This window comes from Clostridium culturomicium (assembly GCF_000821305.1).
Taxonomy (GTDB): domain Bacteria; phylum Bacillota; class Clostridia; order Clostridiales; family Clostridiaceae; genus Clostridium_J; species Clostridium_J culturomicium.
This window is the reverse complement of the sequence record NZ_CCXK01000015.1, coordinates 481,325-496,725: the sequence shown is the minus strand read 5'-3', so window position 1 is coordinate 496,725 and position 15,401 is coordinate 481,325. Positions and strand designations below refer to the sequence as shown.

The window sequence follows — 15,401 nt, the reverse complement described above, 5'->3', positions numbered from 1 at the left end:
TTTATATTATTAAAGATTTATAAAATCAATGTTATTTGACTTTGTGAAGTAAGCATATAGATTGAGATGAAATACCTTCTTCAGTACCAGTGAAACCTAGGCCTTCTTCAGTAGTAGCTTTAATATTCACTTGATCAACATCTATATCTAGTATTTTACTTATATTTTCTCTCATAAGCTGAATATGAGGAGCCATTTTAGGTCTTTGAGCTATTATAGTTGCATCTATATTACCAATAGAATATCCTGAGTTACTTAAGAGGGTTTTAACTTCCTTTAACAATTCAAGGCTGGAAATCCCTTTGAAATTGTCACTAGTATCCGGAAAGTGTTTTCCTATATCACCTAAGGCTGCAGCACCTAGTAAGCTATCCATTATAGCGTGTAATAGAACATCGGCATCTGAATGGCCAAGAAGTCCAGTTTCATGAGGAATTTTAACCCCTCCAAGTATTAAATCTCTGTTAGGAACGAGTTTATGTACATCATATCCCATACCAATTCTCATATATAAAAACCTCCTAAATAAGAACTTGAATATTATTTTTATTTTATTAATGTAAAATAAGTTTAACACAGTATTAGTAGTATATGTAGTTGATTTAGAAATTTACTAAGCAATAACTTTGTAGAAATAGGGTATAATCTGTAGGATTGTGTGGAATTATAAGCATATAATTTTTAAGGTAAAAAGTGGGCGTATAAAAAGTTATAAACATGTTATACACATTCCTGTGGATAATGTGGGTAAGTTTAATGAAGATTTTAAAGTTGAAATTGGTGAAAAATCACAATATTCTTTAAAATATTAACTTTTTTATAAATTTTACTGATATCAACATTAAATTCACCATGTTATACACAAGCTATATGTGGATAATGTTAATAACTTAATAAAAATGCACACATATATTCTTGCTTAAGTATTAAAATTTTTTTAGAATGTGTATAACTATATAATTACTAACAGTGGCTGTTAGTATATTTTTATGTAGAAATTTGCAAAATAAAAGCTAGATTTAAAGCTACGAAAAGCTTTAAATCTAGCTTTTTTTATTCATGAGTTTTTTTTGAGCTCTCAGTAAGAGCAAGAAGTTCTTGAACTTCCTTTTCAGAAAGATAACGCCATTTTCCTATTGGAAGAGAGCTTAAAGATATATTCATAATACGAACCCTTTTTAAGCTGCTTACGCTGTAACCTAAGTATTCACACATTCTTCTGATTTGGCGGTTTAAGCCTTGGGTTAGTACAATATTAAAGGTGCATTTTCCTATTTTTTTTACTTTACATGGTTTAGTAATTGTATCTAAAATAGGTACTCCACCTTCCATAGCAGCAATAAATTCTTTAGTGATAGGTTTATCTACAGAAACAACATATTCCTTTTCATGGTTATTACCTGCTCTAAGAATTTTATTAACTATATCACCGTCGTTAGTCAGGAAGATTAAACCTTCAGAAGGTTTATCTAATCGCCCGATAGGAAATATTCTTTCTGGGTAATTCATAAAGTTTATAATATTCCCATCAACATGAGTTTCTGTTGTACAGGTTATGCCTACTGGTTTATTTAAAGCTATATAAACTTTATTTATTTTAGGTTTTATTGCAATGCCATTAACAATGACCGTATCTGTATTACTTACTTTAGAGCCAACAACAGCCTTTTCTCCATTGATGGATACTTTACCGGCTTCAATAAATTTATCGGCTTCTCGTCTAGAACATATTCCGCTTTCGCTTATATATTTATTTAATCTAATTAGATTTTCAGTTTCCATATAATTGTCACCACCTAAAATTTCAACTTTTTATTAATCAAAGGTATTATTGTTACGGTTTACTATTACTTCATAGTTGAATTGATAGGCATATTCCTTGAATTTAGTAAAGTCTATAGGCTCTTCACCTTTATCTTTAGTAACATAAATATGTATTTTACCCATTGACCAAAAGTCTTGAGGCGGTAATATTTCTTGTTTATAAGCTAAATCAAAAAGGAGAATAAGACCATCATTCACTTCATTTCCTTTGATTGAAGTAAACTGTTCATTAGTTAGCGCAATGTCACCAACATCAGTAACACTAATAATTTTATTATTATTCACACCAACTTTAGTATTACCATCAATAGTAACAATAAAGCTTGAAGTTGCAGAAAAGAAAATGAAGTATAAGGTTGTCGTTAAAAGTACACATATAGCTATTATTATAGAAATAATTTTGACTTGATTTGTTCTATCTATATATTCAATACCTGTATAAACTCTTCCTTTAATAGGATCCATTTCATTTCTTTCCAAGGTTACAAACTCTTTAGTATCAGTTACAATATAAACTTTTTCTTCATCAAAGTTAATTACTTTACCAGTTATCTTCATACTAATTACCTTCCATACCTTTTATATATCAAATATTATTTTACAATAAAATCATAATATTTGGAAGGATAATGAAGATAAACTGATTAAAGTATTGGTGAAAGCAATCTATAAACAGATTCCTTAAACCTAACCAGAGGTGTCCTTTTATCATATAATTCTTGAGTAAGAAGTGTGCTGCTAAGAATATCCTCCATAAATGCCTGGTCAATTTTTCTCGTTACGGTTTCATCATATATTATAGCGTTAACTTCAAAATTTAAATTAAAACTTCTAATATCCATATTTGCTGTACCAACAGTACACATTTTACCATCAATAGAAACCATTTTACTATGAATAAAACCATTATCATAAGTGTAGCAATGAGCACCACATTCAACTAGTTCCCAGATATAAGATTTAGACGCCCAATGAATGAAGGGGTGATCAGGTTTGCTTGGAATTATAATTTTAACTTCAACACCAGATAAACATGCAATCTTCAGAGCTGTTTGAATACTTTCATCAGGTATGAAATAAGGTGTTTCAATATAAATACTATTTTGAGCCTTATTAATAAGTTTTAGGTAGGTATTTCTAATTGAGCACCAATCAGAATCAGGACCACTAGAAATTATCTGCACAGCAGTTTGTGCTGTGTATTGTTTTTTAGGGAAATATTTTTCACTCATAAAGAAATCTTGATTACTTGCAAATCGCCAGTCCATAAGAAAGCGAACCTCAAGATAGTTTACCGAATCACCTTGTAAGTGAAGATGTATATCACGCCAGAAGCCAAATTTTTTAGATAAACCTAAATATTCATCTCCGATATTAAGCCCTCCGATAAAGCCATGCTCTCCATCTATAACACATATTTTACGGTGATTTCTATAATTAATTCTAATATTAATATATGGGATAAAGGGCGGGAAAAAGCAATACACTTCTCTACCGGCTTTTTTTAAGGGATCAAAAAAGTGTCTTTTATTATGAAGACATCCCATACCATCATATAAAAGTTTAACTTCAACTCCATGTAGTGCCTTATCTACTAAAAGGTTAAGAATTTCTGTACCTAAGTTGTCATCTTCAAAGATGTAATATTGTATATGAATAAAATTTTTAGCGCTTTTTATGCAGTCGATTAATAGTGGAAATTTTTCTATACCATTGTTAAGAACATCAACTTTATTATTATTAGTAACTACGAAGTTATCACTGGCTAAATTTAGATTAATCACATCGTGAAATTCAATTAGAATAGGGTTTTGGATCATAATAGTATCATCATTAATGAGCTTTTTTTGTTCATCAGAAAATCTAATTAAAATGGATTCCTCTTCTTTTTTTAATACAAAAAATTTCTTGTGTCTTAAATCCTGACCAAAGAAAAGATATAAAATAAAGCCTAAGATTGGAACAAAAAGCATTATCATTAACCAAGTCCAAGTATTATTCGCATTTCTACGTTCGAATATAATTACCACTATAGCAAATGCAATATTAAGAATAAAAATGAAGTTGAGTATGTTTAAAAACATTGTGTAACTATCCATAATAATCTCCTTGTATATGGAAAAAATGTATAAAAGTATAATGCGTTTTATTTTAATTTTATCATACTAAACAAAAAATACATACATTCAATATAAATTTGCTTTAATTATATTCTGCATAATATTATAATTAAATTTAGTGTTTACTTTAGATTAAAATCTATGCTATAAAAACAGTTTAAATATAGCAAAGTTCATACTTTGAGGTAGTGAAAGGAGAAGCTATGAGAAATATCCTAAGGAAGAATGAAGTTAAGAATTATTCAATGATAATGTTAGGAATAACTATATTAGCTATAGGGATTAATGTGTATTATTCACCACAGCAATTGGTTACAGGAGGGGTATCAGGATTATCTATTGTATTAGATTATGTATTTAGCATTCCGCTTTGGTTAACAAATATAATTGTTAATTTACCGTTATTTATTATTGGGATTAAGATTAAGGGAATGGAATTTGCCAAGAAGGCTATATTTGGCACTTTATATGTATCTGTTGCTCTTTGGTATACAAGCTTTATTCCACCAGTACATTCAGATTTACTTATAGCAAGTGTTTTTGGTGGATTATTTGTAGGAACAGGTGTTGGATTAGTTTTAAGGTCATCAGCATCAACAGGGGGAACTGATTTATTAGCAATAATATTAAAACATTACTTAAAAAAGGTTCCTATAAATCAAATACTATTATGCATTGATGGTTGTATTATTGTTATTGGACTCTTTGTTTTTGGTGTTGAAAAGGCCATGTATGCGTTAATTTCAATATTTATTGTATCTAAAGTTGTAAATACTTTAGTTGAAGGAGTTAATTACTCTAAAGGGGTTCATATCATCTCTGATAAATCACAAGAAATTTCCGAAGTATTAATGACTCATATTAATAGAGGAATTACAAGTCTTAACGGAAAAGGTGTTTATACAGGAAGAGAAAGAGATATACTATTTATTGTTTGTTCAACTGAAGAGTTAGTAGAAATTCAGAAGCTGGTTAGAGAAGTAGATGATAAGGCTTTTATAACAGTTACTGATGTGAGAGAGGTAATGGGACGAGGGTTCACAGAGCCACAACATGATTAACATTTTTAAGTTAAATTTATATACGTTTATATTTAATTTAAAGGAATTTAGATGAAAGCCTAGAAAAGATTATAGAGGGAAAATTTAATTCTAGGTGGTGTATCGAAATGAAAATAAAATTACAAAGGTATAAAGACGTAGAAGGTGCAAATATTTCGAAAGTAGTTATGGTGTTTGAAGATACGGAAACTACGTCTTGCGATGGTTTAAAAGAGATTTTAAGGTGCCTTAAGGAAGAAAAGCATTTTAGTGGAAAAAAGAATGAAATATATACATTGACTAATGTAGAAAATAATCGTGTTGTAAAAAGTATTCTTATTGGATTAGGGGAATATAAACATCTCAGTATAGATTTAATAAGAAATGTGAGTGCTAAGGTTATGAAGGAAATAACAGCACAAAAAATTACAAATGTAGCCATGTATATAGATCAATTTACTAGTAATACTCCTGAATTAATAAAGGCAATGACTGAAGCTATATTAATGTCTGCTTATAGATTTGATAAATATAAGAGTGAAAAAGTATCAGAAGTGTTGAAGGAAGTAACTCTTGTAGTAAATAATGAAGCGGATATAAATGTATTAATGGACAATGTTAAGGAAGGACATGCTATTGCAGAAGGAAACTTGTTAGCGAGAGAGCTAGTTAATGAGCCAGCTAATATTTTAACTCCAGCAGAGCTTGCAGAAAGAACAGTAACAGTAGGAAAAAATTGTGGATTTGAAGTAGAAATCTTTGATAGAAAAGAAATAGAAAACTTAGAGATGGAGGCTTTTATTTCTGTAGGTAAAGGCTCTGCTAATGAGCCTAAGCTAATAGTTATGAGGTATATGGGAAATCCAGAAGATAAAAATAACATATTAGGGTTTGTAGGAAAGGGGTTAACTTTTGATGCTGGTGGATATTGCCTTAAAACTGCACCTACAGTGTGGCAGATGAAAACTGATATGGGTGGTGCCGGAGCTGTAATTGGAGCTATGTCCTCCATTGCTAAAATGAAGATAAAGAAAAATGTTGTTGCAGTGGTCGCAGCCTGCGAAAATTTAATTTCAGGAACAGCATATAGACCAGGTGATATTATAAACACTATGAATGGCAAGACAATAGAGATTCTTAATACAGATGCTGAAGGAAGATTAACTCTAGCTGATGCAGTAACCTATATCATCAGAAGAGAGGGCGCATCTAAAATTATTGATATAGCAACACTCACAGGAGCTGTAGGTGGAGCTTTAGGTAATGTAGTAACTGGAGTTGTTTCGAATAATGATGAGCTTTACAGTAAACTGGAGGCAGCTTCTAAAAAATGTGACGAGAAGGTATGGAGATTCCCAGCTTTTGATGAGTATAAAGCCTTGCTAAAGGGAAATAATGCTGATTTAGCTAATATTACTGCACCTGTTGGTGGTGGAGCAATAACTGCTGGACTATTTGTTGGAGAGTTTGTGGAAGAAAAGCCATGGGTTCATCTTGATATTGCAGCAACTGCTTTTTCAGAGGGAACTCCTAATAAAGAATATTTTACAAAAGGTGCAACGGGTATCGGTTCAAGACTTTTATATGAATTAGCAAAAATAGATTAAAATAAGAAGCACAACTACAATTTGATGTAGTTGTGCTTCTTTTATGTAAACAATTAGACTATAAAATACCTTCATTTTTTAGAACTGCTTCTATTTCACGAACCTTATTTGATAGAGATAAAAAGTTTTCTTTAATTATCTCATCAGATATAGAGTCTGTTTGGATAGTTTCTTCTAACTTCTCAATAGTAGAAAGGGCTTCATCAATTTCCTTTTGCGCTTGCTTTAAGTTGCTTTCGTTCATAAAAAATCTCCTTTTAAATTAAATTCTATTTACTTCTATCTTAAATGTTATCATTGAGAAGATTTAAATTCAACCCAAATATGTTTTTAAAGAAGGGTTTATTGAAAGCTGTGTGAAGCGGAATTTGGAAGTGGTGCATCAATTTTGCTGCTATGAAGGGTATAAACATCACCATTAATTAAATCAACTACTTCGACTAAACCACTGTTATCATAGATTTTTCTTATAAAAATTTCTCTATTGTTATAAGTAGCAGTGGCTCCAGGACTTTGATTTTTCATTTCAATAATTTTATTTAAATCCACGCACATATCCTCCTTATGTTGTTTTTTATAGTATTTCCCAAAAGGAAAATTTTATAATTAAAAATATGAATTAAACAAATTTCTTTAAAATTAAATAATGGACAAGTATTCCTCATATACATGGTTTAGAAACGAATAATATTAATGGGTATTATCATATTAAATTGAATAGTAATAAAGTTTTATGGGGGGTACTTGGAATGATTAATGTTATATGGTTTGGAATTTTATTTATAGGAATAGTTTTTGGACTAGCATCTGGTAATGGTGAACTTTTATCTAAGACTATTGTTACAACAACTGAGGATACTGTACAGTTAATTGTTCAATTACTCGGGATGATGTGTCTTTGGTGTGGCGTAATGAAAATTGCTGAGAAAAGCGGGTTAACAGATAAATTAGCAAAGGGATTGAAGCCAGTGCTTAGGTTGATTTTTAAGGAGGCTGGTCAGGATGATAAAGCTTTAGGTGCAATTGTAATGAATATTACTGCAAATATGTTTGGTTTATCAAATGCGGCAACACCTTTTGGAATTAAAGCTATGGAGGAAATGGATAGATTAAACGGTCATAAGGAAAAGGCAAGTAATGATATGGTTTTATTTTTAATATTAAATGCAGCATGTATTCAATTTGTACCAACTACAGTAGTTTCAATTAGAGCAGCTGTTGGGTCAGCAAATCCAGGAGCAATAATATTGCCAGCATTATGTGTAACTACTTCAGCTTCAGTAATAGGTATAACCTTATGTAAGCTGTTACAAAAGCATTTTTAGGAGGAGAAGGCTATGGGTATATTTAGTTATATATTAAAGGGAATAATTCCAATAATTATAGGTGCAGTAGTATTGTATGGGATAATAAAAAAAGTAAAGGTGTACGAGTGCTTTATTGAAGGTGCAAAGGATGGAATGAGTGTGTGTCTTAGGATTTTTCCATATTTATTAGCTATGCTTATAGCGGTGAACTGCTTTAAGGCATCTGGAGCAATGGATTATTTTATTAAATTAGTAAAACCAGGTGTGAATTTAGTTGGAATACCTCCGGAAATAGTTCCATTAGTGTTAATAAAGCCTTTATCAGGAAGTGGTGCAGTAGGAGTCTTTACAGATTTAGTTAAAAGTTATGGTCCAGATTCATATTTAGGATTTTTGTCTTCAATTATTATGGGAGGTACAGAAACAATTTTTTATACTCTAACAGTATATTTTGGTGCTGTTGGAATTAAAAAAATTAGACATAGCTTATGGGTAGCTTTAATAGTAGATTTATGTGCAGTTCTGATTGCAGTAAATTTAGCGGCATTTTTAATTAGATAAAAGGAGCTTAAGCTGATGCTTAAGCTCCTTAGTTTTTAAAGTATGTTTTCGTTATTGATAGGTTTTAATTTTTTATTATAGAAAATATAAAGTAAGCTTCCGTCTACAGTCCATTGAATTAGGCAGATAAACCAGAAGGTTGTAATCGGTGATTCAAGGATATATATGAAGATAAATACTAAAGGTAGTCTTATAAGCCAAGAGGTAAGAAAGGCTATTTTAAATGGAGTTTTAGTATTACCATACCCTTTAAAAATACCTCCAACAATCATTGAAATTGCAATCATTGGCTGCTCTGCGGCAGCAATCATAAGACAAGCGGCTCCAAGAGTGATTACTTCTGTGCTTTCACCACTTATAAACATCCTAATAAGTTGTGTTGGGAAAATCAGAAATAACAAAGTAAACACAAGCATAACACTCAGACCAAGAATACCAGCAGTTCTTCCATATTCACGTGCTTTTTTATAATCTCCTTCTCCAACCTTGTTTCCGACTAGTGTCGTTGCAGCTACGGCAAATCCCCATCCAGGCATGAAGGAAATATTCTCAAGGGTCAGGGTTATTTGATTTGCTGCAAAGGCGACTGTACCAAGATGCATAATCATCATGCTGGTTAATAGGCGTGCGATACTGTATGCAGCCTCCTGCATGCCGGCTGGAATAGATAATAAGGTTATATCTTTAAGTTTGAAACCACAAAGCTTTTTTAAGTATTTAGCATGAATTTTTATTTTTGATTTTTTATAAGTATAGATAGCTGAATAAGTAAAACCAGCTATGTTGGCAATAGTTGTGGCTAGAGCTGCACCAGCTACACCTAATTCGGGAAAGCCGAACAAACCAAAAATCAGGATTGCATCTAGAGTTAGATTTACAATAAGCATTACAATTGATACCAACATAGGTGTCTTTGTATTTCCATAAGATCGGTTTACAGCTGCCAACATACTGCTAAGCATATTAAAAGGAAGTCCAATACAAACAATGTTGATATATACTTTTCCAAGGCTTATGATGCTTGGCTCAGCACCTGCTATTATTAATAATTTCTTGCTGAAGAAAAAAATAAAAATAGTAGTTATAAAGCTGACGATAGCACCTAATCCAACACCAATGGTTGCATATTCTTCGGCGATATTATATTCCTTAGCTCCATATCGTCTTGCAACTATAGAGGTAATACCAACAGATAAGCTTTGAGCAACAAGGATATTTGTGAAGGTGTAGATAACTTCGCAGGATATTCCCACAGTACTAACTGCCAAATCACCACCATATTGTCCGATCATCATGGTATCTACAGTCCAAATCATAGTATATAACATCATTTCAACAACTGCTGGTAATGATAGTTTTAATACATCTTTTACAGTAGATTTATTTAAAGATAGATTATTTCTTATAAATTCCAAAATTGATTCCCCTCCTTAAGAAAAAGTATAATGATATATCATATAAAGTGATAAATATCGAATATTCATGGTTTATATTTAAATAAATGTAATTTAATACAAATACCACATATATAATCATAATTCATATTTGAGTAAAAAAATAGGTGTGGAATGAAAAATAAAGTGTTAATAAAATATTTTATTATGGCAATAAGATTATATCGTTGACATATTATAGCTATAGTATTATTATTTAAGTGACACTCTAAATCTTTGATTTAGATAGTGGGAGTTAAGTGAATGTCCAAATTTATGATTTGGTTATAGGAACTTACTCTTTGAGCATTCCACCGAATGAATATGAGGAGGAGCTTCAATTTTAAATTTTAATAATGCTATGAAAAGAAGAGTACTGAGGGGAATTTTCTACAGAGAGCTAGAAAAGGTGAAAGCTAGCGTTAAGGAAGCTTAGGAATATGGTCTTGGAGCAGATTTTCTGAAGCTTAAGCCTAGGAAGATAGGGCAGTCACCCTTACATGACAAAGTAATAAAAATCCATTGGATGGAGTTACTTATTAAGGTATTTTTCGTGAGAAAGGTATAAATTAGAGTGGTAACGCGTATATAACGCCTCTATGTAGAACATATTCTACATAGAGGCTTTTTATTTTTAATTAGATAATTTTTATAAATTTAGATAGAACTAGAGGAGGAAAATATATGTCAAAGAAACCATATTATATTACTACTGCAATCGCATATACTTCAGGTAAACCGCATATTGGGAATACTTATGAAATAGTTTTAGCTGATAGTATAGCAAGATTTAAAAGATTACAAGGATACGATGTTCAGTTCCAAACAGGAACAGATGAGCATGGTCAAAAAATTGAGTTAAAGGCTCAAGAGGCTAATATTACACCACAGGAATTTGTTGATGGAGTAGCAGGACAGATTAAAGGAATCTGGGATTTAATGAATACATCTTATGATAAATTTGTTAGAACAACTGATGAATATCATGAAAAGCAGGTTCAAAAAATCTTCAAGAAGCTTTATGAGCAAGGAGATATATATAAAGGTCATTATGAAGGAATGTATTGTACACCATGTGAGTCTTTCTTCACAGCATCTCAATTAGTTGATGGAAAATGTCCAGATTGCGGAAGAGAAGTTGAGCCAGCTAAGGAGGAAGCTTACTTCTTAAAGCTTAGCAAGTATACTGATAGATTAATCGAGCATATAAATACTCATCCAGAATTCATTCAGCCTGAATCTCGTAAAAATGAGATGATGAATAACTTCTTATTACCAGGATTACAAGATTTATGTGTATCAAGAACATCATTTAAATGGGGTATACCAGTAGATTTTGATGATAAGCATGTTGTATATGTATGGCTTGATGCCCTTTCAAACTATATAACAGGACTTGGATATGATTTAGATGGAGACCATTCTGAGCTTTATACAAAGTTCTGGCCAGCTGATTTACACTTAATTGGTAAGGATATTCTTCGTTTCCACACAATTTACTGGCCAATAATGTTAATGGCCCTTGATATTCCGCTACCAAAGCAAATCTTTGGTCACCCATGGCTTTTACAAGGTGATGGAAAGATGAGTAAATCAAAGGGGAATGTTATATATGCTGATGATTTAGTAGAATTCTTTGGTGTTGATGCAGTTCGTTACTTTGTCCTTCACGAAATGCCATTTGACAATGATGGTGTGATAACTTGGGAGCTTGTTGCAGAAAGAATCAATTCAGACCTTGCTAATACTTTAGGAAACCTTGTTTCTAGAACAGTTACAATGGTTGAAAAGTATTTTGAGGGAGTAATTCCAGCACCAGTGGTTAAGGAAGCTGTTGATGAAGAGCTTATTTCATTAGCACTTGCAACACCTAAAAAAGTAGCAGATAAAATGGAGCACTTAAGAATTGCAGATGCTTTAGATCAGATCTGGAACTTAATTAGAAGAACAAATAAATATATAGATGAAACAACTCCTTGGGTTCTTGGAAAAGATGAAACTCAAAAGGACAGACTTGCTACAGTGCTTTACAACTTATGTGAAAGCATAAGATTTGTATCAAGCTTACTTGTACCTTTCTTACCAGAAACAAGTGTAAAAATAAATGAGCAGCTTAATATTTCAAAAACAGATTTAGAAAGCTTAAATTCATTTGATGGAACTGTAGCCGGAACTAAGGTTAACAGAGGTGCAGCTATATTCCCAAGATTAGATGTTGAAGCTATAGTTGCTGAAATAGAAAAAAGAAAAGCAGAGCAAGAAAAGGCAGAGGCAAAGAGAGAGATTACTCCAATCAAAGAAGAAATAACTATAGACGATTTCGAGAAAATTGATTTAAGAGTAGTTAAAGTTTTAGAGTGCGAGCCAGTTAAAAAGGCTAAGAAACTTTTAAAACTTAAAGTTGACTTAGGTGGAGAAGTTCGTCAGGTTATATCAGGAATTGCAATGCACTACAAGCCAGAAGAGTTAGTAGGTAAAAATGTTGTTCTTGTAGCAAACCTTAAGCCTGTAACTTTAAGGGGCGAATTGTCACAAGGAATGATTTTATGTGCTGCGACAGATGATGATTCTAAATTATTTGTAGCAGATCCTGGCGAAATTGAGTCAGGTTCAATAGTGAGATAAAAAAAGAATACAAGGGTTCATCATAAAGTTTATGATGAACCTTTTTTGTGGGTAAAATTTATAGTATGTGGTAAAATATTTAACATATAAAGAAGAATGGAGAATGATTATGATATTTGATTCACACGCACATTATGATGATGAACAATTTAATGAAGATAGAGCAGAATTATTGAAGTCACTAAAGAACAATGGAGTTGTTGGAATTATTAACTGTGGTTCAAGTTTAGAGGGACTAGAAATGTCAGTAAAGCTTTCGCAGGAGTATGACTTTGTACATGCGGCGGCTGGAATTCATCCTGAAAATGCAGATGAGTTTAATGAAAGTGTAAAAAGAAGAATAGAAGAGCTTTCAGAAGCTAAAAAAATAGTTGCAGTAGGTGAGATTGGATTAGATTATTATTGGGAAGAGAATCCACCGAAGGAAGTTCAAAAACAGGTGTTTAGAACTCAAATGGAAATAGCTAAACAATATAACCTTCCAGTAATAATTCATGATAGAGAGGCCCATGGAGATACTTTAGCAATAATGAAGGAGTATCCAGGGGTTACAGGTGTGGTTCATTGCTTTTCAGGAAGTGTTGAATTTGCAAAAGAATGTATTAAACTTGGATATTATATTGGAGTTACAGGTGTTGTTACCTTTAAGAATTCAAAGGTTATAAAGGAAGTTGTTAAGAATATACCAATTGAAAGGCTTTTAGTTGAAACAGATTGTCCGTACATGGCTCCAACGCCACATAGAGGCAAGAGAAATCAATCTGATTATATAGAATACATAATGAAAGTAATAGCTGAAATTAAAGGTTTGACTGTTGATGAAATAAGTGAATTTACAATATTTAACACTAAAAGCTTGTTTAAAATTTAAAAATAGTATATAATCTAAAATGTAACTACTATAACACCTGAAGATTTATCAAATAAAAGATAGAATAATTGAGCTATAAAATGCATATGTATATTACAAATAAGCGATTATCACCTTAATAAACCTAGAAACCATATTGATAATTTCTGATAGCTATCATTTTATATTTTTTATAATATGCATTACTATGCATATAGTTCAATGTGTTGACGATTGGAGTGCTAGTTTGACATTAAATATGACTTAATATATAATAGCGAAGTACTCTTGTCTGAGGGAGGTAATCTTTATGATAAACAATTTCAAAGATAAATTGAAGAATGTTTCTTCAATTTGGCCAAAGACGGTGTTCGTTGTTGTGTTAATTCTATTAAGTGCCACAGTAGCAATGTATAGTTTGAAGAACACTATAGATGTTGTAATTGATGGACAGACAGTAGAAATAACTACGCTATCTAAAAATTTAAAAAATATTCTTAAAGACAACGGCATAACAGTTGCAGATAAGGATAAGATATCTGTAGCATTAGACAGCAAAATTAACGATGGTGACATAATTTATATTGATAAAGCAGTTAATGTTGAAATAGTTATAGACGGAGATATTATGCCTATAACTTCTGCTGAAAAAACTATTAAGGACATGCTAACAGCGGAAAATATCACTGTTGGTGAAGAGGACATGATAGAACCTTCAGTAGATCAAGCTTTAAAGTCTGGAATGACAATTGAAATTACCAGGGTAAACAAAGAGCTTGTAACAGAATTTCAACCAATTGCTTTTGACACTGAAACAAAAAACAATTCTGAACTTAAACAAGGAATAGAACAAGTAGTACAAGAAGGATCTGAAGGTGAAAGAAAAATCATAACAGAGGTTGTGTATGAAAATGGAAAAGAAGTTAGAAGAAGAGTTGTTGAAGAAACAGTAAGCAAAAATCCTATAAATAAAGTTGTTGAAATAGGTACAATGGCGGTTGTAAGACCTTCTCGTGGTGATAGTAATGTAGAATACGCATATTCAAGCGTTTTATCTTGTGAATCTACAGCTTATACCGCAGATAGAGGAGACTCAGGTACTATAACAGCTACAGGAGCTACAGTAAGTCGTGATCCAAATGGATACAGTACAGTAGCAGTTGACCCAAGAGTTATTCCATTAGGAACTAAGCTTTACATCGAAGGATATGGACTAGCTATCGCCGCAGATACAGGTGGAGCAATTAAAGGAAATATAGTTGATGTATACTTTAATACCTATGAGGAATGTGTTAGTTGGGGTAGAAGACAGGTTAATGTATATATTTTAAAATAGGAGCATATGCTCCTATTTTTATTTGTCTATTATTTTTGTATAAATTTAAAGAGGCTATGATATAATTACAATAGATTGATCACAATAAAAATGATAATATAAATTATTTACGTAAGCGTAAGCTATATACATATAGGATGATATCGGAGGATAATATGATTAAGGAAGTAATAGTTGTTGAAGGAAGAGATGATGTAACAGCAGTGAAGAGAGCTGTTGATGCAGAAGTAATTTCAGTTAGTGGGTTTGGAATAAACAGTAAGATAATTGATAAAATTAAAGAGGCAAACAAGAGACAGGGTGTGATTGTATTAACAGACCCAGACTTTGCCGGCGAAAAAATAAGAAGAATAATTTCTAAAAGAGTTCCAGATATAAAACATGCATATATAACTCAAAGTGAAGGGCGTAAGGGGGATGACATAGGTGTTGAAAATGCATCTCCAGAAACAATAATAAAAGCTTTAAATGGTGCTAAGTGTGAATTGAAAGAAAAGAGAACTGAGTTTACTATACAAGATATGCATTTCTTTAAGCTTACAGCGGATAAGGATGCTAGAAAAAGAAGAGATGCAGTCGGAAGAGAATTAGGAATCGGTTATTGTAATACTAATCAACTTCTAACTAGATTAAATAATTATGGTATTTCAAAAGAGGAATTCATTGAAGCAATGAACAAGATAGATAAGGAGATATAG

15 protein-coding genes and 1 other annotated feature are annotated in these 15,401 nt (G+C 31.7%); of the genes, 8 read left to right on the top strand and 7 right to left on the bottom strand.

Features of this window, described 5'->3' with window-relative positions; all coding sequences use genetic code 11:
* Nucleotides 1–31: 31 nt before the first annotated feature.
* From ispF to cls, 4 genes are all read right to left on the bottom strand, one after another.
* Complete coding sequence (gene ispF, locus BN1075_RS09280) at nt 32–508, bottom strand: 2-C-methyl-D-erythritol 2,4-cyclodiphosphate synthase (protein ID WP_040192821.1); 477 nt, start codon at nt 506–508, stop codon at nt 32–34.
* A 545-nt stretch (nt 509–1,053) separates the two neighbouring features.
* Nucleotides 1,054–1,782: a 23S rRNA pseudouridine(2604) synthase RluF gene (gene rluF / locus BN1075_RS09275; RefSeq protein WP_040192820.1), complete on the bottom strand. Its 729-nt coding sequence runs from the start codon at nt 1,780–1,782 to the stop codon at nt 1,054–1,056.
* Nucleotides 1,783–1,815: 33 nt separating this feature from the next.
* Nucleotides 1,816–2,382, bottom strand: coding sequence for a hypothetical protein (locus BN1075_RS09270; protein WP_040192819.1), 567 nt, complete (start codon nt 2,380–2,382; stop codon nt 1,816–1,818).
* A gap of 86 nt (nt 2,383–2,468) precedes the next feature.
* A complete protein-coding gene (gene cls / locus BN1075_RS09265; protein ID WP_040192817.1) occupies nt 2,469–3,923 on the bottom strand; it encodes a cardiolipin synthase in 1,455 nt (484 codons plus the stop codon).
* 224 nt (nt 3,924–4,147) lie between these two features.
* On the opposite strand from cls, the gene BN1075_RS09260 reads away from it, so the two are divergent.
* Complete coding sequence (locus BN1075_RS09260) at nt 4,148–5,005, top strand: YitT family protein (protein WP_040192816.1); 858 nt, start codon at nt 4,148–4,150, stop codon at nt 5,003–5,005.
* A 107-nt stretch (nt 5,006–5,112) separates the two neighbouring features.
* The gene (locus tag BN1075_RS09255) at nt 5,113–6,591 is read left to right on the top strand and encodes a leucyl aminopeptidase (protein WP_040192815.1); all 1,479 of its coding nucleotides are present in this window, start codon (nt 5,113–5,115) and stop codon (nt 6,589–6,591) included.
* A 58-nt stretch (nt 6,592–6,649) separates the two neighbouring features.
* On the opposite strand, the gene BN1075_RS09250 is transcribed toward BN1075_RS09255, so the two are convergent.
* Nucleotides 6,650–6,835 (bottom strand): hypothetical protein, encoded by a 186-nt coding sequence (locus BN1075_RS09250; protein WP_040192814.1) that lies wholly within the window; start codon nt 6,833–6,835, stop codon nt 6,650–6,652.
* 98 nt (nt 6,836–6,933) lie between these two features.
* The gene (locus tag BN1075_RS09245) at nt 6,934–7,140 is read right to left on the bottom strand and encodes a hypothetical protein (protein WP_040192813.1); all 207 of its coding nucleotides are present in this window, start codon (nt 7,138–7,140) and stop codon (nt 6,934–6,936) included.
* A 200-nt stretch (nt 7,141–7,340) separates the two neighbouring features.
* Here BN1075_RS09245 and BN1075_RS09240 point away from each other — a divergent pair, with 200 nt between their 5' ends.
* Entirely contained in the window at nt 7,341–7,916 is a 576-nt protein-coding gene (locus BN1075_RS09240; RefSeq protein WP_040192812.1) for a nucleoside recognition domain-containing protein, read from the top strand.
* A 12-nt stretch (nt 7,917–7,928) separates the two neighbouring features.
* A complete protein-coding gene (locus BN1075_RS09235; protein ID WP_040192811.1) occupies nt 7,929–8,459 on the top strand; it encodes a spore maturation protein in 531 nt (176 codons plus the stop codon).
* A gap of 35 nt (nt 8,460–8,494) precedes the next feature.
* On the opposite strand, the gene BN1075_RS09230 is transcribed toward BN1075_RS09235, so the two are convergent.
* Complete coding sequence (locus BN1075_RS09230; protein WP_235777772.1) at nt 8,495–9,874, bottom strand: MATE family efflux transporter; 1,380 nt, start codon at nt 9,872–9,874, stop codon at nt 8,495–8,497.
* A gap of 370 nt (nt 9,875–10,244) precedes the next feature.
* Nucleotides 10,245–10,494, top strand: a binding site (T-box leader).
* Nucleotides 10,495–10,576: 82 nt separating this feature from the next.
* On the opposite strand from BN1075_RS09230, the gene metG reads away from it, so the two are divergent.
* From metG to rnmV, 4 genes are all read left to right on the top strand, one after another.
* Nucleotides 10,577–12,517 (top strand): methionine--tRNA ligase, encoded by a 1,941-nt coding sequence (metG, locus tag BN1075_RS09225; RefSeq protein WP_040192810.1) that lies wholly within the window; start codon nt 10,577–10,579, stop codon nt 12,515–12,517.
* A 109-nt stretch (nt 12,518–12,626) separates the two neighbouring features.
* Nucleotides 12,627–13,388, top strand: coding sequence for a TatD family hydrolase (locus tag BN1075_RS09220; protein ID WP_040192809.1), 762 nt, complete (start codon nt 12,627–12,629; stop codon nt 13,386–13,388).
* A 289-nt stretch (nt 13,389–13,677) separates the two neighbouring features.
* A complete protein-coding gene (locus tag BN1075_RS09215) occupies nt 13,678–14,703 on the top strand; it encodes a 3D domain-containing protein (RefSeq protein WP_040192808.1) in 1,026 nt (341 codons plus the stop codon).
* Between the two features lie 155 nt (nt 14,704–14,858).
* Nucleotides 14,859–15,401: a ribonuclease M5 gene (gene rnmV / locus BN1075_RS09210; RefSeq protein WP_040192807.1), complete on the top strand. Its 543-nt coding sequence runs from the start codon at nt 14,859–14,861 to the stop codon at nt 15,399–15,401.